Source organism: Brevundimonas sp. Root1423 (assembly GCF_001426805.1).
In genome coordinates this window covers 339044-364354 of the sequence record NZ_LMFL01000012.1, presented here as the reverse complement: position 1 = coordinate 364354, position 25311 = coordinate 339044, and the positions used below count along the sequence as shown (strand labels likewise).

29 protein-coding genes and 3 pseudogenes are annotated in these 25311 nt (G+C 68.9%); 16 read left to right on the top strand and 16 right to left on the bottom strand.

Translation table 11 applies throughout. The features are described from left to right. Nucleotides 1–48: 48 nt before the first annotated feature. Nucleotides 49–1841 (top strand): annotated as a pseudogene (locus ASD25_RS09065) (cobaltochelatase subunit CobT). Continuing rightward, nucleotides 1838–2797, top strand: coding sequence for an esterase-like activity of phytase family protein (locus ASD25_RS09060; RefSeq protein WP_056616486.1), 960 nt, complete (start codon nt 1838–1840; stop codon nt 2795–2797). The pseudogene ASD25_RS09065 and the gene ASD25_RS09060 overlap by 4 nt, the downstream one beginning before the upstream one ends. Nucleotides 2798–2800: 3 nt before the next feature. Here the strand turns inward: ASD25_RS09060 and ASD25_RS09055 are convergent, their stop codons facing one another. The 4 genes from ASD25_RS09055 to ASD25_RS09040 form a co-directional block, all read right to left on the bottom strand. Then, nucleotides 2801–3088, bottom strand: coding sequence for a hypothetical protein (locus ASD25_RS09055; RefSeq protein ID WP_156389230.1), 288 nt, complete (start codon nt 3086–3088; stop codon nt 2801–2803). Between the two features lie 71 nt (nt 3089–3159). Next, nucleotides 3160–3753 (bottom strand): demethoxyubiquinone hydroxylase family protein, encoded by a 594-nt coding sequence (locus ASD25_RS09050; protein ID WP_056616482.1) that lies wholly within the window; start codon nt 3751–3753, stop codon nt 3160–3162. Next, nucleotides 3731–4264, bottom strand: coding sequence for a disulfide bond formation protein B (locus ASD25_RS09045; protein WP_056616481.1), 534 nt, complete (start codon nt 4262–4264; stop codon nt 3731–3733). The genes ASD25_RS09050 and ASD25_RS09045 overlap by 23 nt, the downstream gene beginning before the upstream one ends. Before the next feature lie 52 nt (nt 4265–4316). Next, nucleotides 4317–4892: a YqaA family protein gene (locus tag ASD25_RS09040; protein ID WP_056616480.1), complete on the bottom strand. Its 576-nt coding sequence runs from the start codon at nt 4890–4892 to the stop codon at nt 4317–4319. 143 nt (nt 4893–5035) lie between these two features. On the opposite strand from ASD25_RS09040, the gene ASD25_RS09035 reads away from it, so the two are divergent. The 6 genes from ASD25_RS09035 to mmcB all read left to right on the top strand — a co-directional run bounded on the left by ASD25_RS09035 (nt 5036) and on the right by mmcB (nt 9509). Beyond that, nucleotides 5036–5476 carry a VOC family protein gene (locus ASD25_RS09035; RefSeq protein WP_056616478.1) on the top strand — a complete coding sequence of 147 codons (441 nt, stop codon included), beginning with the start codon at nt 5036–5038 and terminating at the stop codon, nt 5474–5476. Nucleotides 5477–5487: 11 nt separating this feature from the next. Beyond that, the gene (locus ASD25_RS09030; protein ID WP_156389265.1) at nt 5488–6090 is read left to right on the top strand and encodes a DUF6655 family protein; all 603 of its coding nucleotides are present in this window, start codon (nt 5488–5490) and stop codon (nt 6088–6090) included. A 64-nt stretch (nt 6091–6154) separates the two neighbouring features. Beyond that, nucleotides 6155–8005 carry a DUF885 family protein gene (locus tag ASD25_RS09025; protein WP_056616473.1) on the top strand — a complete coding sequence of 617 codons (1851 nt, stop codon included), beginning with the start codon at nt 6155–6157 and terminating at the stop codon, nt 8003–8005. An 83-nt stretch (nt 8006–8088) separates the two neighbouring features. Continuing rightward, nucleotides 8089–8421, top strand: coding sequence for a zf-TFIIB domain-containing protein (locus ASD25_RS09020; RefSeq protein WP_056617170.1), 333 nt, complete (start codon nt 8089–8091; stop codon nt 8419–8421). A 62-nt stretch (nt 8422–8483) separates the two neighbouring features. Then, the gene (locus ASD25_RS09015) at nt 8484–9008 is read left to right on the top strand and encodes a lipocalin family protein (protein WP_056616470.1); all 525 of its coding nucleotides are present in this window, start codon (nt 8484–8486) and stop codon (nt 9006–9008) included. Nucleotides 9009–9050: 42 nt separating this feature from the next. Continuing rightward, on the top strand, nt 9051–9509 hold the full coding sequence (mmcB, locus tag ASD25_RS09010) for a DNA repair putative endonuclease MmcB (RefSeq protein ID WP_056616467.1): 459 nt from the start codon (nt 9051–9053) through the stop codon (nt 9507–9509). Here the strand turns inward: mmcB and ASD25_RS09005 are convergent. From ASD25_RS09005 to rph, 6 genes are all read right to left on the bottom strand, one after another. Further along, nucleotides 9506–9979 carry a COG3650 family protein gene (locus ASD25_RS09005; RefSeq protein ID WP_056616464.1) on the bottom strand — a complete coding sequence of 158 codons (474 nt, stop codon included), beginning with the start codon at nt 9977–9979 and terminating at the stop codon, nt 9506–9508. The genes mmcB and ASD25_RS09005 overlap by 4 nt on opposite strands. A 65-nt stretch (nt 9980–10044) precedes the next feature. Beyond that, complete coding sequence (locus ASD25_RS09000) at nt 10045–11001, bottom strand: magnesium transporter CorA family protein (RefSeq protein WP_056616461.1); 957 nt, start codon at nt 10999–11001, stop codon at nt 10045–10047. 33 nt (nt 11002–11034) lie between these two features. Beyond that, nucleotides 11035–11562, bottom strand: a complete 528-nt coding sequence (locus ASD25_RS08995) for a CHAP domain-containing protein (protein ID WP_235562680.1) — start codon at nt 11560–11562, stop codon at nt 11035–11037. 39 nt (nt 11563–11601) lie between these two features. Further along, the gene (locus ASD25_RS08990; protein ID WP_056616453.1) at nt 11602–12744 is read right to left on the bottom strand and encodes an acyltransferase; all 1143 of its coding nucleotides are present in this window, start codon (nt 12742–12744) and stop codon (nt 11602–11604) included. A 247-nt stretch (nt 12745–12991) separates the two neighbouring features. Continuing rightward, nucleotides 12992–13348: a hypothetical protein gene (locus ASD25_RS08985; RefSeq protein ID WP_056616452.1), complete on the bottom strand. Its 357-nt coding sequence runs from the start codon at nt 13346–13348 to the stop codon at nt 12992–12994. Between the two features lie 81 nt (nt 13349–13429). After that, nucleotides 13430–14146 (bottom strand): ribonuclease PH, encoded by a 717-nt coding sequence (gene rph, locus ASD25_RS08980; protein ID WP_056616451.1) that lies wholly within the window; start codon nt 14144–14146, stop codon nt 13430–13432. Nucleotides 14147–14192: 46 nt separating this feature from the next. Between rph and ASD25_RS08975 the strand changes: the two genes are divergently transcribed. Genes ASD25_RS08975 through grpE form a run of 3 tightly spaced genes read left to right on the top strand, consistent with a single transcriptional unit; the run spans nt 14193 to nt 16446 of the window. Then, nucleotides 14193–14741, top strand: a complete 549-nt coding sequence (locus ASD25_RS08975) for a GNAT family N-acetyltransferase (RefSeq protein ID WP_235562679.1) — start codon at nt 14193–14195, stop codon at nt 14739–14741. Between the two features lie 26 nt (nt 14742–14767). Then, entirely contained in the window at nt 14768–15826 is a 1059-nt protein-coding gene (hrcA, locus tag ASD25_RS08970) for a heat-inducible transcriptional repressor HrcA (protein ID WP_156389264.1), read from the top strand. Between the two features lie 53 nt (nt 15827–15879). Then, a complete protein-coding gene (gene grpE, locus ASD25_RS08965) occupies nt 15880–16446 on the top strand; it encodes a nucleotide exchange factor GrpE (RefSeq protein ID WP_369816565.1) in 567 nt (188 codons plus the stop codon). Here grpE and ASD25_RS08960 read toward each other — a convergent pair. The 3 genes from ASD25_RS08960 to ASD25_RS08950 form a co-directional block, all read right to left on the bottom strand. Then, on the bottom strand, nt 16443–17348 hold the full coding sequence (locus tag ASD25_RS08960) for a dienelactone hydrolase family protein (RefSeq protein WP_056616446.1): 906 nt from the start codon (nt 17346–17348) through the stop codon (nt 16443–16445). The two genes, grpE and ASD25_RS08960, sit on opposite strands and share 4 nt — an antisense overlap. Before the next feature lie 74 nt (nt 17349–17422). After that, nucleotides 17423–18040 carry an alpha-ketoglutarate-dependent dioxygenase AlkB gene (locus tag ASD25_RS08955; protein ID WP_056616443.1) on the bottom strand — a complete coding sequence of 206 codons (618 nt, stop codon included), beginning with the start codon at nt 18038–18040 and terminating at the stop codon, nt 17423–17425. Nucleotides 18041–18124: 84 nt separating this feature from the next. Beyond that, nucleotides 18125–18538 carry a hypothetical protein gene (locus ASD25_RS08950; RefSeq protein WP_235562678.1) on the bottom strand — a complete coding sequence of 138 codons (414 nt, stop codon included), beginning with the start codon at nt 18536–18538 and terminating at the stop codon, nt 18125–18127. 305 nt (nt 18539–18843) lie between these two features. On the opposite strand from ASD25_RS08950, the pseudogene dnaK reads away from it, so the two are divergent. From dnaK to dapB, 5 genes and pseudogenes are all read left to right on the top strand, one after another. Beyond that, nucleotides 18844–20261: pseudogene (dnaK, locus tag ASD25_RS08945) on the top strand (molecular chaperone DnaK); the annotation flags it as partial. Between the two features lie 73 nt (nt 20262–20334). Further along, nucleotides 20335–20606 (top strand): annotated as a pseudogene (locus tag ASD25_RS31855) (Hsp70 family protein); the annotation flags it as partial. A 1-nt stretch (nt 20607) separates the two neighbouring features. Beyond that, nucleotides 20608–20952, top strand: a 345-nt coding sequence (locus ASD25_RS31850; protein WP_235562677.1) for an Hsp70 family protein, incomplete at its 5' end; no start/stop codon positions are given. A gap of 171 nt (nt 20953–21123) precedes the next feature. Further along, nucleotides 21124–22308: a molecular chaperone DnaJ gene (dnaJ, locus tag ASD25_RS08940; protein WP_056616441.1), complete on the top strand. Its 1185-nt coding sequence runs from the start codon at nt 21124–21126 to the stop codon at nt 22306–22308. Between the two features lie 62 nt (nt 22309–22370). Then, the gene (gene dapB, locus ASD25_RS08935; RefSeq protein ID WP_056616440.1) at nt 22371–23120 is read left to right on the top strand and encodes a 4-hydroxy-tetrahydrodipicolinate reductase; all 750 of its coding nucleotides are present in this window, start codon (nt 22371–22373) and stop codon (nt 23118–23120) included. Between the two features lie 30 nt (nt 23121–23150). Here dapB and ASD25_RS08930 read toward each other — a convergent pair whose 3' ends face one another. From ASD25_RS08930 to coaBC, 3 genes are all read right to left on the bottom strand, one after another. Then, nucleotides 23151–23516 carry a hypothetical protein gene (locus tag ASD25_RS08930; protein WP_056616439.1) on the bottom strand — a complete coding sequence of 122 codons (366 nt, stop codon included), beginning with the start codon at nt 23514–23516 and terminating at the stop codon, nt 23151–23153. A 72-nt stretch (nt 23517–23588) separates the two neighbouring features. Beyond that, a complete protein-coding gene (dut, locus tag ASD25_RS08925; protein ID WP_056616438.1) occupies nt 23589–24038 on the bottom strand; it encodes a dUTP diphosphatase in 450 nt (149 codons plus the stop codon). An 11-nt stretch (nt 24039–24049) separates the two neighbouring features. Continuing rightward, a complete protein-coding gene (gene coaBC / locus ASD25_RS08920) occupies nt 24050–25276 on the bottom strand; it encodes a bifunctional phosphopantothenoylcysteine decarboxylase/phosphopantothenate--cysteine ligase CoaBC (protein WP_056617161.1) in 1227 nt (408 codons plus the stop codon). Nucleotides 25277–25311: the final 35 nt, after the last annotated feature.

Below are 25311 nucleotides of genomic sequence, written 5' to 3'. Positions count from 1 at the left end.
ACGACAGGGAACGCTTCCCCTCTCCGCTCGCTGCGCTATGTGTCGCCCATGGCCGCCGCCGAAACCCCCGCTGACATCTTCAAGCGCGCGCTCGCCCATGCGGCGCGCGCGCTGGCCGAGCAATCCGAGCTTGAGGTGACCTTCGGCTCGGACGGGCCGAAGCTTTCCAACGGCGTCCTGACCCTGCCCCATCCCGCCCGCGATCCGGGCGCGAACGGCAACGCCGCCCTGCGCGGTCAGGCAGACCGGCTGGCCCTGCGCCTGGCCAATCACGACGAAGGCCTGCACGCCCGGCTGCGCCCGTCGGACACCCGCGCCGCCGATGTGTTCGAGGCCGTCGAACAGGCCCGCGTCGAGGCCGTGGGGTCAACCTCGCTGGCGGGTGTTCGCGCCAATATGAATGCGGCGCTGCTGACCCGTCTGGAGAAGATGGGCGCCCTGCGCGCCGACGCCGAGCGCGTGCCCCTGCCCGAGGCCGTAGCTCTGCTGGTGCGCGAGCGGCTAACCGGCCAGCGCGCGCCCGACGGCGCCGGGGCCATGCTGGACCTCGTCCGCACCTCTCTCGAGGACAAGGCGGGAGACAAGCTGAATGCGCTGGCCGAGGCAGCCGGCGACCAGGCTGTGTTCGGCGAACGGCTGAAGGATGTGCTGCGCGCGCTGGATCTCGATCCGGGCGACGGGCGCGGCGACGACGCCTCTGACGATCAGGGCGACGAGGAGCCCGATCCGCAGGACCCGGACGCGGCCGACGATCAGGACGAGGAAGACGACGCCGGTGGCGGCGAGGGTCAGTCGATGGACGGCTCGACCGACGACAAGGATCAGGGCGAGGATCGCGAAAGCCGCCCCGACGGCGCGCCCGGCGATCCCGATGGCGAGGCCTCGGACGACGGCCCGGACGTCAACGAAGGCTCCCTGCCCAATCGCCAGCAGACCATGGACGACGGTCGGGCCATCGACGCCTATCGCGTCTTCACCACGGCCTATGACGAGGTCGTGGACGCCGCCGACCTGTGCGACCCGAACGAACTGGATCGGCTGCGCGCCCTGCTGGACCAGCAGCTGACTTCGATCTCGAGGAGGGGGTGCTGGACACCGCCCGCCTGACCCGGATCATCACCGACCCGACCAGCCCCCTGAGCTTCAAGGCCGAGAGCGAGAGCCCGTTCCGCGACACGGTGGTGACCCTGCTCCTCGACAACTCCGGCTCGATGCGCGGGCGGCCGATCATGGTCGCAGCCGTGTGCGCCGACATTCTGGCGCGGACGCTGGAGCGGTGCGGCGTCAAGGTCGAGATTCTGGGCTTCACCACCCGGGCTTGGAAAGGCGGTCAGGCGCGCGAGGCGTGGATCACGGCCGGCAAACCCGCCAATCCGGGCCGGCTGAACGACCTGCGGCACATCATCTACAAGTCGGCCGACGCGCCTTGGCGGCGGGCGAAGAAGAGCCTCGGCCTGATGATGCGCGAGGGGCTGCTGAAGGAAAACATCGACGGCGAGGCCCTGACCTGGGCGCATGAGCGCCTGCTGGCCCGGACGGAGTCGCGGCGCATCCTGATGGTCATTTCAGACGGATCGCCGGTCGACGATTCCACCCAGTCGGCCAATGCGGCCCTGTATCTGGACAAACACCTGCGCCAGATCATCGCCGAGATCGAAGGCCGGTCGCCGGTCGAGCTGATGGCCATCGGCATCGGCCATGACGTGACCCGCTGGTACCGCCGCGCCGTCACCATCGTCGATGTCGAGCAGCTGGCTGGAGCCATGGTCGAGAACCTCGCCGCCCTGTTCGACGCCGAGCCCAAGGCCGTGGCCTCGGGGCGCCGCCGGAAGGCCGCGTGAGGCGGCTCGCCGCCGTCTGCCTGACATTGCTGCTGGGCGCCTGCGCGGGCGCGGTCTCCGAACCCTGGCGGGGCGCGGAAGCCGGCTGGACTCCGGTCGCGGCGGAGATACGCGCCGTCGGACTGGGCATTCCGGGTGGCGTGCGGCTGGCGCCGGGGGTGCGGTTCGCCGGCGGGATCCAGATCGTTGCGCCGCGCGGCGGCCCGCTACACGGCCTTTCGGATCTGAAGCTGGCGGACGGCGACATGATCGCGGTCACCGACGCGGGCCATCTGGTGCGCGGACGGCTGGCGTTCGACCCGCGCGGTCGGCTGGCGGGGCTTTCCGACCTGCGCCTGCGCGGCCTGACCGCTGAAGACGGGGGCGCCTTCTCCACAAAATCCGACGGCGACGCCGAGAGTCTGGCGATCACCGAGGTAGGCGATCTGGTCGTGGGCTTCGAACAGACGCCGCGCCTGTGGTCCTATGGCCGCCTCGACGCCTTGAGGGACAGGCCGGCGCCGCTGGCGACCCCGCCCGTCGCCCCGGGCAATGACGGTCTGGAAGCCCTGGCGGCCGGCCCGGGCGGCCTTCGTGCGGCGGCGGAAAGCGGCGGCGTCTGGGATTGCGCCGTGCGCTGCATCGAGGTCTCGCCCGCGCCCGCGACCCCGCCCGCGATCTCGGACTGGCGCATTACAGGCATGGACCGCGATCCGGCGAGCGACGGCTGGTTCGTGGTCGAGCGGCTGTACCGCGAGCCCTTCGACATGCGCGCGCGCCTTCGCCGCATGGATGCGTCAGGGGTGTTGGGGCCTGTGCTGGCGACCCTCAGCCTGCCGTCGACGACAGACAATTTCGAGGGGATAGCCGCAATGGCGGGCACCGCGGGAACGCGCCTCTACATCGTCTCCGACGACAACGACAATCCGCGTCAGCGAACCCTGCTGCTGGCCTTCGATGTCGAGGCCCGGCGGTAGGCCTCAGCCGACCGGCGGGGTCCGCGCGCCCTGCATCTGACGCAGCATCTCACGGCTGTTGGCGCGGTCTTCTTCGGTCTGGGCGGTGTTGCGGCAGACGCGGCGGCCGAAGCGCGAACCGGTGACGGGCTCGATCCGGCAGGTCTGGGCCGGCTCGGCGGGTGTGACGGCGGCGTTCGCGGCGGCAGTCGCGGTCGGGGCCTCGGCGGTCGCCGCAGGGGCAGGCGTCCGGGAGGCAGGGGTCTGCTGCAGCAACAGGGCGGACGCGAACATGGCGACGGGGAGAAGCACCAGGAACTCCTGTGAGAACGGTAATCACTTATAATGCCCGTCGCGCCGCGGATCGCAACCCGGGCGTGCGATCAGACCTTTTCGCTGATCTTTATCGCCGCGCGGCAGCCTGCCTTGATGATTGCGCTGAGCAGGCCGTAGCCGGGCGCTTCGCGGGCGCCGTGGTCGACGGCGTGATCGTGGTGGGCCAGTTCCTCATCGCGGAACACCGCCAGTTCGGCGGCCAGGGCCGGGTCGCGGTCGCGCAACTCGGCGATCTGGTCGGCGTAGTGTTCCTCGATCACGCTCTCGACCGCCTCGGTGCAGGCGTGGGCGGCCTTTTCGCCCATCAGGGCCGTGCCCGTGCCCAGGGCCATGGCGGCCAGCCGCCAGACCGGCGTCATCAGGGTGGGACGCACGCGTTCTGCGTTCAGCAGGGCGTCGAAACGCGCCAGATGCACCGCCTCCTGTTCCTGCATCTCGCCCATGTCGGCGGCCAGGGCGGTCTTGCCGACGCGACCCTCGAACACGGCCTTCTGGGCCCGGTAGATGTGGACGGCCGCATATTCGCCCGCGTGGTCGACGCGCAGGATCTCGGCCCGTCGGCGCTTGCTGGCGCCGCGTCCCGGCCGGGCCAGCGGAATGCGCCGGTCGGCCTTCAGATCAGCTGCGGGGTGCTCGGGCATCCTTGGGCCTCTTGGCTGCGAGAAGGCTGAACACGGCAAGCGCGGCCGAGATCAGGGCGTTCCATGCTGCCATGGACAGGCCGAGGAAACGCCATGTCACCGCGTCGCAGAAGACCGGCTTCTCGATCGGCCCGGTGCCGAGAGCCAGGGCGGCCAGCCCTTCGAGATTGACCTCGCCCCCGCCGGCGCAGGTCGCGGGCAGCGCCCACCACTTCATCTCGCCGCCCATGTGGAAGACCGCGGTGATCGTGCCCGTGGCGAAGATGACGGCCAGAAGGAAGGCGGCGATGCGCGGCGTGCCGCGGCTGCCGCGGCTGATCAGATGCCAGAGGGTGGCGGTCAGGGCGACAGCGACCGCGCCCCAGTAGACCTCGCGCTGCTTGAGGCACAGGTTGCAGGGCGCCAGCCCGCCGAACCGCTCGAACGCGTGTGCGGCGCCCAGCAGCGCCAGGGAGGCGGCGAGCGCGAAGGCGGTCCACCACCGCGTCAGGAGTCGATAAAGGGCTCTCATCGGACGATGTTCATAGCCGGGCCCGTGCGTCGCGTCGATGCGGCTCGCGGGATCAGAGAAGCTTCACCGCCGCGATGGCGCCGACCAGCACCACCAGACCGATGACGGTCCACATCGCCAGCCGCTTTTCGACCATCTCGAGCATGGGCGGACCCCAGCGTTTGAGGATGAAGGCCTCGGCGAAGAAGCGGGCGCCGCGCGTCACGACGCACAGGGCCACGAACAGGGCGAAGTTGAACTGGAAAATCCCCGAAGCGATGGTGATCAGCTTGAAGGGGATGGGCGTCAGCCCCTTGATCAGGATCACCCAGGCGCCGTGTTGCTGGAACAGGGCCTTGGACGCCTCGAAGGTGTCGGCCTTGCCCAGCCAGGCGAGGATCATCATTCCGACGTCGGTCAGGAAGTAGCCGATGGCGTAGCCGAGAATGCCGCCAAGGACGGAAGCCACTGTGCAGACCGTCGCGTAGAAATACGCCCTGTCCGGGCGCGCGAGGATCATCGGCGCCAGCATCACGTCGGGCGGAATCGGGAAGAAGGAGCTCTCGGCGAACGACACCGCGGCCATGGCGGGCGTCGCGTGTTTGCTGCGGGCGAGTTCGAAGACCCAGTCGTAGAGCTTGCGAAGCATTTGATCCCTTGGGCGAAGGCCGGACGTCGGCTCTAGCAGGCGGCGCGGGCGGACGCATCCACCGAAACAGGCCGTTATTCGCGATCGCGGCGAACGGTCGCTATAGAAGCGGCCTTCCAGCCTCCCCCGGAAGGACGTTCCCCATGCGCTACCTGCACACCATGGTCCGGGTCACCGATATCGGGTCCTCCCTGCATTTCTATTGCGACCTTCTGGGTCTGGTGGAGACGCGCCGGATCGAGAATGAGGCGGGCCGTTTCACCCTGGTCTTCCTCGCCACGCCGTCGGACCGGCCCCGCGCCGAGGCCGAACGGTCGCCCGAGGTGGAGCTGACCTTCAACTGGGATCCCCAGCCCTACGACGGCGGGCGCAATTTCGGCCACCTCGCCTACAAGGTCGACGACATCTACGCGGCCTGCCAGCGACTGATGGACGGCGGGGTCGTGATCAACCGCCCGCCGCGCGACGGTAACATGGCCTTCGTGCGTTCGCCCGACGGCATCTCGATCGAACTGCTGCAGGAAGGCGCGCCGCTGGCGCCCGCCGAGCCCTGGGCCTCCATGCCGAACACCGGGAGCTGGTGAGCGTGCGGACAATGATCGCCGTCCTGGCCGCGGCCGGGGCTCTGGCGGGCTGCGCCTCCACCTCAGAGACCTACCCCGGGCGCACGGCGACGGAACAGCTGCTGGTCGCCCGCGCCGCCGACCGCGCGGTCGAGGGCCTGACCCTGCCGATCCCGGCCGGGTCGCGCGTCTTCGTGGACGCGGCCTATTTCCAGGCCGAGAACTCGGCCTACGCCGTCAGCGCCATCCGCTCGGCCCTGTCGGACGCCGGCTATGCGATGGCCCCCTCGAAGTCCGAGGCCGACGCTGTCTTCGAGCTGCGCGCCGGGGCCCTGTCGCTGGAGCAGATGCGCCGGGTCTTCGGCCTGCCCGAAATGCGGGTGCCGATCAGCGAGAGCCTGAACGTCGTCTCCCTGCCCGAGCTGTCGATCTACAGCCGCCGCGACCGGGTCGGCGTGGCGGAGTTCTCGGGCTTCCTCTACGAGCCGAGGACCGGCGCTCCGCTGGGCGCGGTTGTGCCGATGACCGGCGAGTTCCGCATCCGCAGCCACAAATTCCTGATGGTCGCCGCCTGGGGCCAGCAAACCATCGACCCCGGCGAACGTGAACCGGGCGACAGCTGGCGGCAGTTCTAGGACCGCTTGCGCCCCGGCCCCGCGTCGGGGATGGTCGCGCCCTCAAAGTTGTCCGGGGGTTCCCATGCGCCGTCTGCTCGTCTCGTCCGCCGCTGTCGTCGCCCTGCTGGCGGGGGCGCCCGTTGTCGCCCTGGCCCAGACCCCTGCGCCCGCCGCCGCTCCGGCGCAAAGCGAGGACGCCCGGCTGGCGGCCTTCTTCGAACAGGCGTTTCAGGAGCGGATCGCGCTCAGCCCGCAATCGATGACCTCGCTGGGTCTGAAGACCGACTACGACAAGCTGGACGACGCCACCAACGCGGCTTCTGACCGGGCGCTGGCCCTTTCAGAGCGGCAGCTGGCGCAGCTGAACGACCAGTTCAATCCGCAGACCCTCAGCGCCGACAGCCGGATGTCCTGGCGGCTGTTCGAATACGGAGTCCAGCAGGCGCGGCTGTCGAACCGCTGGCGCGACTGGGGCTATCAATTCGCCGCCAACGGCAATCCGACCACCGGCCTGCCAGTGTTCATGATCAACAACCACCGCGTCGGCAGCGTCTCTGACGCCGAGGCCTATGTTTCCCGCCTGCGCGACGCCGAGCGCGTCATGGGCGAGATCGCGGCCGAGCTCCGCGACCGGGCGTCGAAGGGCGTCATCTCGCCGAATTTCGTGTTCGAGCCCTCGATCGCCAACACCCGCAACATCATCGCCGGCGCGCCCTTCGACGGCGGCGCAGACAATCCGGTCTGGGCCGATTTCCAGAAAAAGGTCGGCGCGCTGGAGGCCGATCAGGCGACCAAGGACAGACTGCTGGCCGAGGGCCGGGCGGCCCTGACCGGCGAATGGAAGCGCGGCTATGAAGGCGTGCTGGCGACCCTCGCCGAGGTGCAGCAGCAGGCCGCGGCCATGCCCGACCGCGACGGCGGGGTCTGGCGGCTGCCGGACGGCGAGGCCTTCTACAACGCCCGGCTCCAGCTCTCGACCACCACCGACCTGACGGCGGACCAGATCCACGACACCGGCTTGGCCGAGGTGGCGCGCATCCAGGCCGAGATGGAGGTCATCAAGGCCGCCGTCGGCTTCTCCGGCTCCCTGCAGGACTTCTTCGCCTTCATCAAGACGGACCCGCGCTTCCAGTATCCGAACACGCCGGAAGGCAAGGAGCAGTATCTGACCGATTCCCGCGCCTTCATCGCCCAGGTCATGGTCGACGCTCCGCGGTACTTCCACGACCTGCCCGAGGCGGCGCTGGAGGTGCGGTCGGTGGAGCCGTGGCGCGAGGCGACGGCCTCGGTCGCCTTCTACAACTCGCCGTCGCCGGACGGGACGCGGCCCGGCATCTACTACGTCAACCTGTCCGACATGACCCAGGTGCTGAAGCCCCAGATCGAGGCCATCAGCTATCACGAGGGCGCGCCGGGCCACCATTTCCAGATCGCCTATGCGCAGGAGATCGAGGGCATGCCGCGCTTCCGGCGCTTCGGCGGCTACGGCGCCTATTCCGAGGGCTGGGGCCTGTACGCCGAACGGCTGGGCAAGGAGATGGGCTACTACTCCGACCCCTATTCGGACTTCGGCCGGCTGTCGCTGGAGCTGTGGCGGGCGGTGCGTCTGGTCACCGACACCGGCCTGCACGCCAAACGCTGGAGCCGCGAACAGGCGATCGAATATTTCCAGCGCAATTCGCTGCTCAGCGAGCGCGACATCGTCAAGGAGGTCGAGCGCTACATCACCAACCCGGGTCAGGCGACCAGCTACAAGATCGGCGAGCTGAAGATCCGCGAACTGCGCGCGCGGGCCGAGGCGGCGCTGGGGCCGCGGTTCGATGTGCGCGACTATCACGCCGTGGTTCTGGGTTCGGGCTCGGTGCCGCTGGAGGTGCTGGAGGACCAGGTCGACGCATGGATCGCAGCGGGCGGCGGCGCGCCGGCGTCCTGACGAACGGCGCGGCCCTTCGCCGCGTTGGCGGAACCATGGCGACACCCTAGCTCTACGGGTGGACCCTTTGGATGGAGACGCCCATGCCGCTCTTGATGTGCCCGAACGACAACGCCGCCATGCAGACGCTGGAACGCGGCGGCGTGCAGTTCGACATGTGCCCCAACTGCCGCGGCGTCTGGCTGGACCGCGGCGAGCTGGAGAAGCTGATGGCCTCGGCGACCGAGGACGGCCGCGCGTCCGCCCCGCAGGCCGCGCCGCCGCAGGCCCAGCAACCCTATCCGCCACAGCAGCCGGCGCCCCAGCCGTGGGGCGGACAACCGCAGTACCGCGACGAGCGCTATCGCAGCCGCGATGACGACGACTACCGCTACAAGAAGAAGAAGCGCGACAGCATCTTCGACATCTTCGACTGAGGTCGCGCAACCCCGGGCCGGCCGCCACCGTATCTTTCGCACCCTCATGCGAAGGACGCGTCATGATCTCGACCCGCACAGCCCTTGTCGCCCTCGCCGCCTGCGCGCTCGCCGCGCCGGCGGCGGCCCAGTCGTCCGCCGTCGATATGGGGCAGTTCGACGGCCGGTGGTTCGAGATCGCGCGCAGTCCCAATGACGTCCAGAAAGACTGCCGCCGCGCCCAGATCGACTTCAATCCGCAGGCCCAGGCCAATCGCTACGGTCTCGTGGTGACCTGCACCCGCCGGGCCGACGGCGGGGTCGAGACGCTAAGGGCCAACGCCCGGGTGACCGATCCGGGCACGAACCGGCGGTTCCGTTTCACCCTGACCGGCCTGCTGGGCGTCGGCGGCCTGGCCGGCCAGAACTACCGGGTGCAGGAGCACGCGCCGGACTACAGCTGGGCCATCCTGTCCTTGCCCGACAAGTCGGACTGGTGGATCTGGAACCGCAGTCAGTCGCCGTCAGAGGCCGAGCGCACGCGCGTGATCGCCCGCGCCCGCGCGCTGGGCCTCGATACCTCGAACGTGGTCCACACCGGCCGCTGAACCCCGCTTGAAATCGGAACACAAGCGGAACATAAGTCGGGAATGCCCGCCGCCGTCGCCCACATCGAGCTGGTCTTCAGCCGCCCCGAGACCACCCTGTCGGTCACGCGGGGCGCGGCGCGACTGATGGTCGACCTGGGGTATGCGCCCCTGCTGGAGGTCTGCCTGCCCAATGGCCGGCGCGCCGACGTCATGGCCGTCGGGCCGCGCGGCGACATCGTCATCTGCGAGGTGAAGTCCGGGCTCGAGGACTATCGCGTCGACCGCAAATGGGGCGAGTACGCGCCCTTCTGCGACGCCTTCTATTTCGCGGTCGCGCCCGAGTTTCCGTCGGACATCCTGCCCGACCATCCGGGTCTGATCGTCGCCGACGGCTTCGGCGGGGCCGTGGTGCGCGAGGCGCCGCTGACGCCGCTGGCGCCGGCCCGCCGCAAGGCCCTGACCATCGCCTTCGCCCGTCTGGGGGCGATGCGGACGTTGCGGGACCCCGCTGGCGGCTAGGCCGCCGGCTCGGCCTTTTCGACCACCGGCCCGCTCTCGCCCGTCGACATGATGGCCGCCGTTGAGGCGGCGCAGCCGTTCAGGCTGGTTTCGCCGACCTTGACCATCGCGGTCAGCGGATAGGTGCGGTCGCTCATCCCGTCCGAACATTCGGTGGCGACCAGGGTGACGCTGAGCGGCGTCCCTGCGCCGGTCTTGCCTTCGAAGGTGGCCGTGGTGCCCTGGACGACGGCCTTCGGCTGCGGCGCGCGCTGCTCGGGCGGTTCGGGGGTCGTGTAGACCATCTCGGTTCCGGTCAGCTCGACGCTCCAGAATGGTTCGGTGCCCAGCGCCCGTACGGGTTTCGTCAGATCGACGCCGCCCAGCACCGGGGCCGGTTCGGGCGCCGCCGGCGGCGGCGCGACCGGCTCCTCGCCCTGCGAACAGGCCGTCAGGATCAGGGCGGATACGGCGAGGACGGTCAGACGCATGGCGGGGGCTCCGGTAAGTCTCGAACACCAAACGCGGACCGCGCCCCTTGGGTCAAGTCCGGCCGTCAGAGCCAGCCCTGCTTCCTGAACCAGGCCAGCGGCAGGATGGCCGACACCACCATGGCGACCACCGCCAGCGGATAGCCCCACGGCTGCGACAGCTCGGGCATGTGGTCGAAATTCATGCCGTAGATCGAGGCGATCAGCGTCGGCGGCAGGAAGGCCACCGCCGCCACCGAGAAGATCTTGATGATCGACGACTGCTCGATGTTGATCAGGCCCAGCGCCGCCGACAGCTGGAAATTGATCGAGGCTGCGACCGACTGGTTGTGCGCCGACAGGCTGTCCGCGTCGCGGGCCAGGGACCGCAGGTGGGCGCGCGCCTCCTCGCTGTCCATCCGCTCGTCGATGCCGACGAAGGCGAAGATGCGCGCCAGTCCGGCCAGGCTCTGCTCGATGCGCGCGTTGGTCATCTGGGCCCGGCCCAGTTTGGTGATCAGCTTGCCGAAGCCGACAGTCTTGCCGCCCGAGAACACGTGGCCGGCGATGGTTTCGACCCGCAGCACGGTGCCCGACAGGATGTCGGACAACCGGTCGATAATCGTCTCCATCAGGTTCAGGAACAGGTCGGGCCCCGTGGCGCACCGGCCCGGTTCGCGCTCCAGCTTCTCGATCATCAGGCGGAAGGGCCGGGGGTCGGTGTAGCGGATGGTCACCAGCGGCCCGTCGGTCACCACGAAGGTCACCGGCTCGACGCCCGGTATCTCCTCGTCGCCGTGGATGATGATGTCGGCGGTGGCGTAGGTGGCGCCGTTCTCGCGATAGACCCGGCTGGACGCCTCCAGCTCGGCCATTTCCTCGCGGGTGGGCACCGACAGGCCCAGCGCCTTCTCGACGGCGGTTTCTTCCTCGACCGTCGGCGCGACCAGATCGATCCAGATCGCGTCGGGCGGCAGGGTCCAGGTCGCGGGATCGACCAGTTGATCGCAGGCGGACCGTCCCGCGCACCAGACGCGGATCATGCCGGAAGCCTGTCGAGGAAGTGGTTTTCGGGGCTAGCCGGCGGGGGCGTCGGCCGAAGCCATGAGAACGCTCTCGACGGTCGGGCCATTCGGAGCGGCCGGGGCTTTGTAGATGAAGCCGTAGGTCGGATAGACGGAGGTGCCCAGATCATGGATCGGGTTGTACCAGACCTTCACCGCACTCCAATCACCCGAGGCCGAAACGTCGACGACGGTGACGTTTTCCTCGACCTTGCCGCGGCTGCCGCCCCAGTTGGCGTGGGTCACGCGGATCACGCGGTCGGTCAGGATGTCGGAAACGACGGCCACATGGCCCCGGCTCATCCGGCCGCTGGGCTGGAAGGCGAGGACGGCGCCGGTCTCGGGACGGCCGCCGGTGCGGAACTTGCCCTGGGCCTGCCGCCACCACGTCAGGGCGTCGCCGAAGATATTGATGCCCGAAAACATGCGGGCGAAGGTTACGCACTGCCAGTAGGGCTCGTCGGCCTTCGCGACGGGCGCATAGCCCAGCGCTGAAAATCCGAGGGTCGCTGCAACCGCAGCGGCTGTGAGCCGTTTCATCATGCTGGCGTATGTTCCCCGACGTCCGAAGACCTATCCCTAGACGATAGTTTTCGTGGGTTGAAGAACCCTTTCGGGCGAATCCGTGTGCGGTTTTGTCGCGGTTGACCGCGCCCGCCGCCGGTCCGCGAATCCCCTCAAAGCCTTACGGCACGGGCGTTCGACCAGGTGATAGGTCGCCATCGCCGTGACCGGGATGGCTGCGACCACCGCCAGCCACACAATGATGTGAAACCGCTTGTCGTCAGCGCCGGTCACCCGCGCGGCGAGGTTCGTCATGACCAGCAGCACCGGCGCGCAGACCATGTAGATCGAATAGCTGATCTCGCCGAGATACACCCCCGCCCTCGATCCCATCAGGCCCGCGCGGGCGTTGTCCAGCGAACCGAGGCCGAGGATCATCGCCCCCGCCAGCAGCACGGTGACCGGGTCCCACAGACCCAGCGATGCGCTGGCCAGGAGGGCCAGACCGCTGATCAGGGCGACCGGCCCCGCATACGGGATCGGCGCGCGGCGGCGAACCAGATAGAGGGCGCAGCCCAGCAGGAAGCAGGGCACGATCCTGAGCGCGCCCCAGCGGAAGGTCGCCTCGGTCAGGGAGAAGCCGGCCAGCGGCTGGAAGGCGGCGTAGATGCCCAGCGCCAGCAGGACTGCGCCTGCCACGGCCAGCATGGGCCGCTCGCGCAGCCGCCATGCGACGAAGGCGTAGGCCGGGAAGGTCAGATAGGCGAACCACTCGGCCGAGATCGACCAGGACGGATGATTGAACGCCGAGGTCGGCGCCAGCCCCCAGGCATGGGTCATGGTCAGATGGGCCGGCAGGGCGCGCCAGTCGGTCAGGCTGCCGTCGATGCTCAGCCCCGCCGCCGTCCCGGCAATGCCGAGCGCCACCATGCCGAACAGGGTCAGCAGGTGCAGCGGATAGACCCGCGCGATCCGGGCCCACAGGAAGCCGCCGTATGAATATCGCTTCGTCCCCGCCGCCTCGAGATAGACGTGGCTGAGGATGAAGCCCGACAGGACGAAGAAGACCTCGACGCCCAGATATCCCTTCGTCACGGCGACGGGGATCCAGCTGACGTCCAGATGCGGCCACGCCGTATAGAGCACCACCCACAAGGCGGCGAGGAAGCGCAGGCCGGTGAGGGCGCGCAGGTCGGGGGGCGTCTGAACAGGGGTCATGGCCCCGCCAGACTGCCGCAACAGCCTTGGAAAACGATTAAGCTTTCGCTGGCCGTCAACGAGCCCTTTGTTTTCGTCATCCCGGCGAAGGCCGGGACCCAGCGGCGCGCGAGAGCGCGACCCTGCCGGTAGCACTGACGCGGCAACGGCCCGTGTTTCGCCGCCGTCGCGGCGCCGCCGGGTCCCGGGGTCGCTGCGCGCCCCGGGATGACGACAGGAGGGAGCCGGGCCCTCTGTCAGCCCTGGATCAGGCGGTGCATTCCGCCGGTTTGGTCTCGCCCGCCTTGTACATGGCGCAGGAGCGGTCGATCTCGTCCTGGATCAGCTGGCAGGGGTTGTCGGGATTGCAGGGCGGGTGCGAGGCCGGGCTGACGCGGGTGCAACGGCTGGCAAGGGCGACGGCCGCGTCAGAACCCTGATCGAGCGTGCACGAGGTCGAGGAGGCCTCGGTCGGGGCGATGGCCTCTTCCTGCGGGGGCGCGTCGGCCGGCATGACCGGATCCTGCGCGGCCTCGGCCGGCGCCGGAGCTGCGGGCGCCTCGGCGGGCGGCTGGCAGGCGGACAGCAAGAAGGCGGCGGCGGTCAGCAGGATCGGCAAGCGCATCGGATCGTCTCCCCACGATGGATGGCGGACGATGCCTGCTTTCAGCGAACGATGGAACCCCGAATGCCCGTAAGGCGAAGCTTAACGGCCCAGCGCCGCCCGCTGCAGGGCGAACAGTTCGGCGCAGCCGCCCTCGGCCAGCTGGAACAGACGGTCGAACTCGGCGCGGGAGAAGCCGCGCTTCTCGCCCGTGGCCTGGATTTCCACGATCCCGCCCGCACCGGTCAGGACGAAGTTGGAATCGGCCTCGGCGTTGGAATCCTCCTCATAGTCGAGGTCCAGAACCGGCGCGTCGCCGCAGATGCCGCAGGACACGGCCGCGACCTGATCCAGAATGGGGTCGGTCTTGAGCACACCCTCGGCGCGCAGGTAGTCAAAGGCGCTGGCCATGGCGACCCATGCGCCCGTGATGGCCGCCGTGCGGGTGCCGCCGTCGGCCTGGATGACGTCGCAGTCCAGAACCACCTGCCGCTCGCCCAGCAGCTTCAGATCGACCACGGCGCGCAGCGAGCGAGCGATCAGACGCTGGATTTCCTGCGTCCGGCCCGTCTGTTTGCCGCTGGCGGCCTCGCGCCGGCCGCGCGTGTGGGTGGCGCGGGGCAGCATGCCGTATTCGGCCGTAACCCAGCCCGAACCCTTGTTGCGCATCCAGCCGGGGACGTTCTCTTCCACCGAGGCCGTCACAAGAACCTTCGTATGGCCGAAGGTCACGAGGCACGAACCCTCGGCGTAGCGGTTCACGCCGGTCTCGAGCGTGACGGTGCGAAGTTGCTCGGGCGTGCGTTCGGACGGGCGCATGACGGTATTCCTTGGAAGCGACAGCGGCGGTGCTTATCCTGAAACCGTGACCCTGTCCCCCGCATCTTCCGTTCGCCTGCGTCCCGCCACGCTGGACGACGCCCCGATGCTGGCGGAGTGGGATCGCGAGCCGCACGTCATCGAATGCTCGACCGACGACCCGGACGCCGACGTCGCCTTCGGCGGCATTGAATGGCGCGAGGAACTGGCCGACCAGTCCGACGTCAGCTTCTACCGTATCGCCGAGGCCGACGGCCGCCCGATCGGCGTGATGCAGATCTGTGATCCGCATCGGGAGTCGACGCATTACTGGGGCGAGATCGAGCCGAACCTGCGCGCCATGGACATCTGGATCGGCCCTGCAGACGCGCTGAACCGCGGCTACGGCACGCGGATGATGACCCTGGCCGCCGATGAGGCCTTCGCAGACCCGGCCGTGACCGCCATCGTCATCGATCCGCTGAACACCAATACCGAGGCCCACCGCTTCTACCAGCGCCTCGGCTTCCAGCCCGAGGGCCGGCGAATGTTCGGCGAGGATGACTGTCTGGTGCATCGGCTGACGCGGGCGACCTGGGAAGGCCGGACGAAATGAAGCCGACCCTGCTGACCTCGACGGCGATGGAGACGGGCAGCCTGACCGGGCTGGACCAGCGCGCCCGCGACATCTTCCGCCGCATCGTCGAAACCTATCTGGAGACCGGCGATCCCGTCGGCTCCCGCACCCTGTCCATGACCGGCGTGGCCCTGTCGCCGGCCTCGATCCGCAACACCATGCAGGACCTGACCATGGCAGGCCTGCTGGGGGCGCCGCACACCTCGGCGGGCCGGATTCCCACCCATGCGGGCCTGCGCCTGTTCGTCGACGGCCTGCTGGAGATCGGCGACATCGGGGCCGAGGAACGGCGCGAGATCGACGCACGCCTAGCCGGACGCGGCCGCGGCTTCGAGGAGGCGCTGAACGAAGCCTCCAGCCTGCTGTCCGGCCTCGCGGGCGGCGCCAGCATCGTCGCCAGCCCGATCCGCGAGGCCGGGGTCAAGCACGTCGAATTCGTCGCCCTCGGCCACGATCAGGCGCTGGCGGTGCTGGTCGGCGACGACGGCTCGGTCGAGAACCGGCTGATGCCGCTCAAGGCGGGGGTCACACCCTCGACCCTGACCGAGGCCTCCAACTTCCTCAACGCCCGGCTCAAGGGCCGCCCGCTGCACGAGGCGCGCACCGAGATGCGCACCGAACTGGACGCCGCCCGCCGCGAGCTGGACGCCGCCGCCGCCCGACTGGTTGAGGACGGTCTGGCCGCCTGGTCCGGCGGGGCCGAGCGCGAACGCTCGCTGATCGTGCGCGGCCGCGCCAATCTGCTGCACGACCGCGAGACGGCCGAGGATCTGGAGAAGGTCCGCATCCTGTTCGACGATCTCGAGCAGAAGGAACAGCTGATCGGCCTGCTGGACGGGGTCTCGACGGCCCAGGGCGTGCGCATCTTCATCGGCGCGGAAACCAGACTCTTTTCGCTTTCGGGTTCCGCTGTCATCGCGGCGCCCTATATGACGGGCCGCCAGCGGGTTCTGGGCGCCATCGGCGTGATCGGACCCGCGCGACTGAACTATGCCCGCATCATACCGTTGGTGGACTATACCGCCCGGGTGCTGGGGCGAATGCTGGACGGACAGGACACTTGAGCGACATTCACGACGAGTTTGACGACGAAGCCGAAGCCAACGCCGAGGCCGGTCTGGATTCACATCCCGGCGACGACGACGGCATGGGCCCGATCGACGCCCTGATCGCCGAGCGCGACCAGTGGAAGGACCGCGCCCTGCGCGCCGTCGCCGAGGCCGAGAACACGAAGAAGCGCGCCGAGACCTCGAACAACGACGCTCGCGCCTACGCCATCCAGAAATTCGCCCGCGACCTGCTGGGCGTGGCCGACAATCTGGAGCGCGCGCTGCAGGCCGCCCCGAAGAACGCCGACGCCGGCGAGGCCGGTCTGGTGACGGGCCTTGAGCTGACCCAGAAGTCGCTGCTGCAGGCCTTCGAGTCCAACAATCTGAAACGCGTCGCCCCCGAGCCGGGCGAGGCTTTCGATCCGCATCTGCACCAGGCCATGATGGAACAGCCGTCCGACAGCGTTCAGGGCGGTCAGGTCATCCAGACGCTGCAGCCCGGCTACGCCCTGTTCGGCCGCACCGTGCGCCCGGCCATGGTGGTCGTCGCCGCCAAGGGCTCCGGCGCCGCGGCCGGCAACGCCGCCTATGTCGCCGCGGGCGCCACCGGCGGCAATTTCGACGGCAAGGCCTAGGCTTTCAGCCGGCTTTCGAAGAAGGCCAGCAACTTCGCCCACCCGTCCGCCGCATCCGCCGCGCGATAGCTGTCGCGGTAGTCGGCGTGGAAGCCGTGCGGCGCGGCCGGATAGACGTCGATCCGGCTGTTCGTCTGGCCGGCGCGCTGCAGGGCCGCGCGCATGGCCTCGACGCTGGGCAGGGGAATGCCGCGGTCCGCCTCGCCGTACAGGCCCAGCACCGGTGCCTTGAGGTCGTCGGCCAGATCGACCGGCCACGGCTGACCCGCGGCCGTCTGTTCCGGCGTGGCGGTTTCAGAAGGAGCCAGACGGCCGTACCAGGCCACGCCGGCGTCGATGGCGGCGAAGCGGGCCGCGGCCTGCCACACCACCTTGCCGCCCCAGCACCAGCCGGTGATGCCGACCCTGTCGGTGTTGGCCCAAAGCTGCGAGCTGGCCCAGTCGAGCGTTGCGGCGATGTCGCCCATCACCTGCTCATAGCCGGCCCCGGCCACGATCTGCTGGATGCGCGTCATGTCCGACAGCGGCGCGGGATCCTCGATCCGCACGAAAAAGGCCGGGGCGATGGCGGCGTAGCCCGCCTTCGCCAGCCGGCGGCAGACGTCGCGGATGTATTCGTGCACGCCGAAGATTTCCGAGACGACGATCACCACCGGATACGGCCCGTCGCCGGTCGGGCGGGCGATGTACGCCGGAAGGGCGAAGCCGTCAGGCGCGGGATATGTCGTCTGTTCGATGGTCAGGTCGTCGTCGCTGGTGGTGATCGGCGCGGCCTGACGCGCCAGCGCCGCCGGGGCGTAGCCGGCAAAGGCCAGACCGCCCACGGCGCCGACGGCCACGGCCCGGCGGCTGAAGCGGAAGTCGTCGGCCTCGGGGCCCTCGGGGCGGATCAGGTTCGTCATGGCGGGCTCCGGCCTTGGAAAGGCGGGACCTTGGCGCGGCCCCGGCGAGGCGTCCATTCACGTTTGCTGTGAAGCTATACGGCCCGGCGCAGCGTCAGATTGATCCGCCCCCCGCCCGGGACGAGCGTCGACGAGCCCGGAATGACCCGATCGATCCCGTGCCGCGCCAGCCGCGCCGGGCCGGTCAGGGCGCAGACGTCGCCCGAGTTCAGCCGGATCGCCTTCGTCGGCCCGCCGCCGGCCGCTCCGATGCGGAACATGGCCGCGTCCCCCAGCGACACCGACAGCACCGGCGCCGACATGTCCGCCTCGTCCCGGTCCTGATGCAGGCCCATCTTCGCCCCGTCGCGGTACAGATTGACCAGACAGGCGTCCGGCGGCGTCTCTGTCCCCGTCAGATCGCGCCACAGTTCCAGCAACAGCCGCGGGATCGGCGGCCACGGCTCGCCCGTGACCGGATGCGTCGCCTGGTAGCGGTACCCCGCCCGGTCCGAGACCCAGCCCAGTGGCCCCAGACTGGTCATCCGCACCGAAAACGGCCGCCCGCCGGGCGTCACCGGCTGGTAAAACGGCGCCTCCGCCCCGGCCGCCAGCACCTCGGCCAGCAATCCCGCCTGTTCAGACGCGGAAAGGGCTCCCGGCCAGAACCGGAAGCCCTCCATTCCCGTATCGATCTCGCGCGCTCCGCTCATCCCCTCAAGGTAAGCGCGCGCGACCGGGCCTCAAGTAGCCCGAAGGGCGGCAGGCCCGACAAGCGAGCTGAGGGGCTGCGCGCCTCAGCGCGTGTAGTAGTAGTCGGCGATCTCGCAGACGTTGACGTTGTTGCGGATCAGGTTCTGGCCGTTGGTGAACTCGGCCTTGAAGTCGAACAGGCAGGCGCCGGTGCCGTCGTCGATGTTCATCACGATGCTGGCGTTATTGGCCAGGACGTCGTCGCCCAGAATGTCCTCTTCCCAGTCGCTGCGGCTGGTGTTGGAAGCGTAGAAGCGCAGCATGGTCCAGCCGGTGTTGTTATGGACCCGCACGCGGCGGTTCCGGCCGTCGCGCGACTGGATCGGCGCAGAAGCGGTGGCGGCGGTGACAGCGACGGCCCGGTCGGGCGCCGTGCTGGTGACGGCCGCGGCGGAGGCCGTCGAGGCCAGGGCCGCCAGAATCACGGCGGCGCGGGCGATGGTCTTTTGCACTTTCATCTTGGTCTTCTCCCCGGAGACCAGCCCCCCAAGGCCGGTTAACCCAAAGTTAATTACACCAATGTTCGGCGAAATCACCTCTTCATTATGAGACGGCGAATCTTCGCCCCGAAGCGTTTGGGGCTTGCAGGCGGGGGGGTGTTTCCCATATCGGCCTCAACCGCCGTAAATCCCCGCAGTTCGTGGGGCTTTGCGTCGGAACCGTACCAACCGACCAACGACCCTGACATCAGGGGCGGTCACGCGCGGCGCTTCGCTTTAAAAGGCCGCCGCATCGCCCGCTGAAATGGAGTGAAAGACTACACATGGCCAAGATCATCGGCATCGACCTGGGCACCACGAACTCGTGCGTCGCCGTCATGGACGGCAAGAACCCCAAGGTCATTGAAAACGCCGAGGGCAACCGCACCACGCCCTCCGTCGTCGCTATCCAGGACAGCGGCGAAGTGCTGGTGGGCCAGCCGGCCAAGCGCCAGGCGGTCACCAACCCGACCAACACCTTCTTCGCCATCAAGCGCCTGATCGGCCGCAATTTCACGGATCCCGTGGTGGCCAAGGACAAGGGGATGGTCCCCTATGAGATCGTCAAGGGCCCGACCGGCGACGCCTGGGTGAAGGCCCACGGCAAGGATTATTCGCCCCAGCAGGTCTCGGCCTTCACGCTCGGCAAGATGAAGGAGGCCGCGGAGGCCTACCTCGGTGAAACCGTCACCCAGGCCGTCATCACCGTTCCCGCCTATTTCAACGATGCCCAGCGTCAGGCGACCAAGGACGCCGGCAAGATCGCCGGTCTGGAAGTCCTGCGCATCATCAACGAGCCGACCGCGGCCGCCCTGGCCTATGGCCTGGACAAGAACGACGGCCAGAAGATCGCCGTCTACGACCTCGGCGGCGGCACCTTCGACGTCTCGATCCTCGAGATCGGCGACGGCGTCTTCGAGGTGAAGTCGACCAACGGCGACACCTTCCTGGGCGGCGAGGACTTCGACCTGCGCCTGGTCGACTACCTCGCCGACGAGTTCAAGAAGGAGCAGGGCGTCGACCTGCGTTCCGACAAACTGGCCCTGCAGCGCCTGAAGGAAGAGGCCGAAAAGGCCAAGAAGGAGCTCAGCTCGACCACGCAGTACGAGGTCAATCTGCCGTTCATCACCATGAACGCCTCGGGCCCGCTGCACTTGAACATCAAGCTGTCGCGCTCCAAGCTGGAAGCCCTCGTCGAGGATCTGGTCCAGCGCACGATCGAGCCCTGCGCCAAGGCGTTGAAGGACGCAGGCATGAAGGCGTCGGACATCGACGAAGTGGTTCTGGTCGGCGGCATGACCCGCATGCCGATGGTTCAGGAAGCCGTGAAGAAATTCTTCGGCAAGGAGCCGCACAAGGGCGTGAACCCAGATGAGGTCGTGGCGCTGGGCGCGGCCGTTCAGGCCGGCGTTCTGCAGGGCGACGTCAAGGACGTGCTGCTGCTGGACGTGACCCCGCTGACCCTCGGCATCGAGACCCTGGGCGGCGTCTTCACCCCGCTGATCGAACGCAACACGACGATCCCGACCAAGAAGAGCCAGGTCTTCTCGACCGCCGACGACAACCAGTCGGCCGTGACGATCCGCGTCTTCCAGGGCGAGCGTCCGATGGCGTCCGACAACAAGGTGCTGGGCCAGTTCGACCTGATGGGCATTCCCCCGGCGCCGCGCGGCATGCCGCAGATCGAGGTCGCCTTCGACATNCCGATGGCGTCCGACAACAAGGTGCTGGGCCAGTTCGACCTGATGGGCATTCCCCCGGCGCCGCGCGGCATGCCGCAGATCGAGGTCGCCTTCGACATCGACGCCAACGGCATCGTCCACGTGACCGCCAAGGACAAGGCGACCAACAAGGAACAGTCGATCCGCATCCAGGCCAACGGCGGCCTCTCGGACGCCGACATCGACAAGATGGTCAAGGAAGCCGAGGCCAACGCCGCGGCCGACAAGGCGAAGAAGGAAATGGTCGAGGCGGTCAACGCCGCCGACAGCCTGATCCACTCGACCGAAAAGGCCATGGCCGAACACGGCGACAAGGTCGGGGCCGANGCGAAGAAGGAAATGGTCGAGGCGGTCAACGCCGCCGACAGCCTGATCCACTCGACCGAAAAGGCCATGGCCGAACACGGCGACAAGGTCGGGGCCGACGAGAAGGCCGCGATCGAAACCGCTCTGGCCGAACTCAAGACTGCCAAGGACGGCACGGATCCGGAAGACATCCGGACCAAGACCAACACCCTGGTCCAAGCCTCGATGAAACTGGGCGAGGCCATGTACGCCTCGCAGCAGGGCGCAGGCGACGGCGCCTCGGATGAAGCCCCCGCCGACGACGGCGTGGTCGACGCCGAGTTCGAGGAAGTCTCCGGCGACGACGACGAGAAGAAGAGCGCGTAAGACACACTCGCTCCGCAATCACTCCGGCCCCGCTTGTCTGACGACGGGCGGGGCCGTTTCATGAACTTGCATCATTTTCCCGGGCCACCATGTCTGCCCGGTCAGCCGCAACGGTTCATCCGCCCATGAAGAGGCGCGCACCGTCGGCAAGAGTAAGAGGACGACCGCCGCATGGCGACGCGTGACTATTACGAGGTTCTCGAGGTCGAACGGACCATCGACGCCGCCGGCCTGAAAGCCGCCTATCGCAAGCTCGCCATGAAGCATCACCCCGACCGGAACGGCGGGTGCGACGACTCCATGGCGCGCTTCAAGGAAATCTCCGAAGCCTATTCCGTCCTGTCGGACGACCAGAAACGCGCCGCCTACGACCGCTTCGGCCACGCCGGGGTCAATGGCGGCGGCGGCGGCAATCCGTTCGGCCAGGGCCAGGGCTTCGCCGACGTCAACGACATCTTCTCCCAGGTCTTCGGCGAGGCGTTCGGCGACGTCTTCGGCGGACGCGGCGGCGGCGGAGCGCGCCAGCACGGCCCGCGCCGCGGCTCGGACCTGCGCTACGACCTCGAAATCACGCTGGAGCAGGCCTACAAGGGCGCCGACGTCGAGATTTCGGTCCCCACCACGGCCACCTGCGACACCTGTGAAGGCACGGGCGCCAAGGCCGGCACCAAGCCAACCACCTGCACCACCTGCCAGGGCGCGGGCCGCGTCCGCTCGGCCAACGGCTTCTTCCAGGTCGAGCGCACCTGCCCCCGCTGCGGCGGCCAGGGCCAGATGATCGCCGAGCCGTGCACCAGCTGCGCCGGCCACGGCCAGGTGCGCAAGAACCGCAAGCTCCAGCTCAAGGTCCCTGCCGGCGTCGACGACGGCTCGCGCATCCGCCTGTCGGGCGAGGGCGACGCGGGCACGCGCGGCGGCCCGCGCGGCGACCTGTATGTCTTCCTGTCGGTGACGCCGCACGAACTGTTCGAGCGCGACAACCTCGACCTGCTGGTCACCGTCCCCGTGCCCATGACCACAGCCGCCCTGGGCGGCGAGATCGACGCCCCCTGCCTGACCTCCGACGCGTGCGACGGCCGCTGCCGCGCGCCTGTCACCGTCCCTGCCGGAGCCCAGACCGGCAAGACCGTGCGCATCAAGGGCAAGGGCATGCCGCACCTGAACGGCAAGAACCGCGGCGATCTGGTGGTCGAGCTGTTCGTCGAGACCCCGACCGAGCTGACCGCGCACCAGAAGGAACTGCTGCAGGAACTGGCCGCCTCGCTGGGGGAGAGCCAGACCCCGCGCAACTCGTCCTTCGCCGGCAAGGCCAAACGCTTCTGGGCCGACATCGTGGGTTCCGAAACGCCGCAGTAGGCTCCTGATGACGGCGCCGACGAATGTCGCCATCATGTCCGTGAACTGACAGGGGTCCCGAGTTGAGCGCCATCTTCCACGCCGGCATCTCCGGGGCCCGGGGCCGCATGGGCCGGGCCGTCTCCACCGTTCTGGACGCCCGCGAGGACGTGGTGGTCGCCGCCCGCTTCGACCGGGGCGAGACGCCGGATCTGTCGCTGTGCGACGTCATCATCGACTTCTCCACCCCCGACGCGTCGGTCGAACTGGCCCAGGCCTGCGCCGAACGCGGCGGGCCCGCCCTGGTCATCGGCTCGACAGGACTGTCGCCGGAACAGGACGCCGAAATCCTCAAGGCGGCGGAGAAGATCGCCATCGTCCGCAGCGGGAATTTCTCGCTGGGCGTCAACATCCTGATCGGTCTGGTCGAACACGCCGCCCAGCGGCTGGACCCGCGCGACTGGGACATCGAGGTGCTGGAAGCCCATCACCGCAAGAAGGCCGACGCCCCCTCGGGCACCGCCCTGATGCTGGGCGAGGCCGCCGCCAACGGCCGCGGCGAGGATCTGGCTGACGTCCGCTCCGCCCCTTACGACGGCATCACCGGCGCGCGTGAAGCGGGGAAGATCGGCTTCGCCTCACTACGCGCAGGCGGGATCATCGGCGAGCACACGGTCCTGTTTGCTTCGGAGGACGAGACCCTGACCCTCAGCCACTCGGCCATCGACCGCTCGCTGTTCGCGCGCGGCGCGGTGGCGGCGGCCGCATGGGTGCGCAGCCGTAAGCCGGGGCTCTACGACATGCAGGACGTACTGGGTTTCAGGCAGGCGTGACGGGGCGGGCGCTGGCCCGCCCCTCACACATCAGTGCGCGTGCCTGTGACGGCGGTGGCCGCCGCCGGTGAACAGCGACTTGATGAAGAAGAAGACTGCGATGACGATCGCATAGCCCAGGAACAGGGCCAGCACGGTCATCCAGAAAGTCAGGCTGAGCAGGTTCGGCAGGACCAGCGCCCCGCCGTCCAGCATCGGCCGCACCACCCCGATCAGGATATGTACAAGGGCCGCGCCGAGCGCCGTCGCCCACAGCCGGCTCCACGCCGGCATCATCAGGGCCGCGATCACTGCGATGAGCAGACCCATGATCTGGTTGACGCTGTCGAACCCGCCCTGGGCGAGGCCGAAGATGCCGGTCAGAAACGCGCCGATCGAATCGAACAGGGACTCCATACGCTGACCTCCTTGGAACGGCCGAGCCTGGCCGGGAGCAGGGTTAACGCGAAATCCGGCGAATGGCTCCGCTTACCGCCCCGTCGAGCCGAAACCGCCCGCGCCGCGCGCGGTCTCGTCCAGGGTCTCCACCTCGACCATGGCGGCCTGCTCGTGCCGCGCGATGACCATCTGGGCGATGCGTTCGCCGCGCTTGATCACGAACGGCTCCTGACCGTGGTTGATCAGGATGACCCCGACCTCGCCGCGATAGTCGCTGTCGATCGTGCCGGGCGAGTTCAGGCACGTCAGGCCGTGTTTCAGCGCCAGACCGGACCGGGGCCGTACCTGCGCCTCGTAGCCGGTCTCCAGCGCGATCTTGAGACCCGTCGGCACCAGCGCCCGCGCGCCCGGCGCCAGCGTCAGGGGCGCGTCCTCGGCCACCGCCGCCCGCAGATCCATCCCCGCCGATCCACCGGTCTCATAGGCGGGCAGCGGCAGGTCTCCGGCATGGGACAGGCGTTCGACACGGACGGTGGTCATGCGAGAGGCTCTCAGGCTTTGAAATGATCGGCGATCTTCGCGGCGAGTTTCCGCGCCACCTCGGTCTTGGACTGGCGCGGCCAGTTTTCCGCCGAGCCGTCCCGCGTGAACAGGGTCACGGTGTTGCCGTCGGCGCCGAAGACGTCGTCTGACACGTCGTTGCCGACGATCCAGTCGCAGCCCTTGCGCGACAGCTTGGCGCGGGCGTTGGCCTCGAGATCCGTCGTCTCTGCCGCGAAGCCGACGACCAGCTGAGGCCGCTTCTTTCCGGGCGCAGAGACGCTGGCCAGAATGTCGGGGTTTTCGATCAGGGCCAGTGAGGGCGGGCCGCCCGGAGCCTTCTTGATCTTGCCGGAGGCGACGCCGTCGACGCGCCAGTCGGCCACGGCGGCGCTCATCACCGCGATGTCCGCCGGCAGGGCCGCCTCGACGGCCGCCTTCATCTCGCGCGCCGTCTCGACCCAGATCCGCTCCACGTCGACGGGCGCCGACAGGGCCACAGGCCCGGACACCAGCGTCACCTGCGCGCCCAGCTGCGCCAGAGCCTCGGCGATGGCGTAGCCCTGCTTCCCGCTGGAGCGGTTGGTCAGGCCGCGCACAGGGTCGATAGGCTCGAAAGTCGGTCCCGCCGTCACCACCGCTCTGCGGCCCGCGAGAGGCCGTCCCTCGGGTCCGGCCAGCAGACCCTCGATCGCCGTCATGATCGCCGCCGGCTCGGCCATCCGGCCCGGGCCGAACTCGCCGCAGGCCATCTCGCCTTCGTCGGGGCCGACGACGGCGACCCCATGGAAGCCGTCAAAGCCTTCCAGCCGCCCGACATTGGCCTGCACCGCCGGATGCAACCACATCCGCACGTTCATGGCGGGGGCCAGCAGCACCCGCTTGTCGGTCGCAAGCAGGGTGGTGGAGGCGAGATCGTCGGCGAGCCCGTTGGCCGCCTTGGCGATCAGCCCCGCCGTCGCGGGCGCCACGACCACCAGATCGGCCCAGCGCGACAGTTCGATATGCCCCATGGCCGTCTCGTCCTCGGGCATGAACAGGGCCTGGCGCACGGGCTGGCCGGTCAGGGCGGCCAGCGACATGGGCGTCACGAACTCGGCCCCCGCCGCCGTCAGCACGCTCATCACCTCGCAGCCGGCCTTTTTCAGCAGACGCGTGAGCTCCAGCGCCTTGTAGGCGGCGATGCCGCCGCCGACGATCAGCAGAATCTTGCGTCCGGACAGGGCGGCGGAGGTCATGCCGGTCATCTAGCCATCCCGACCGGTTCCGTCGA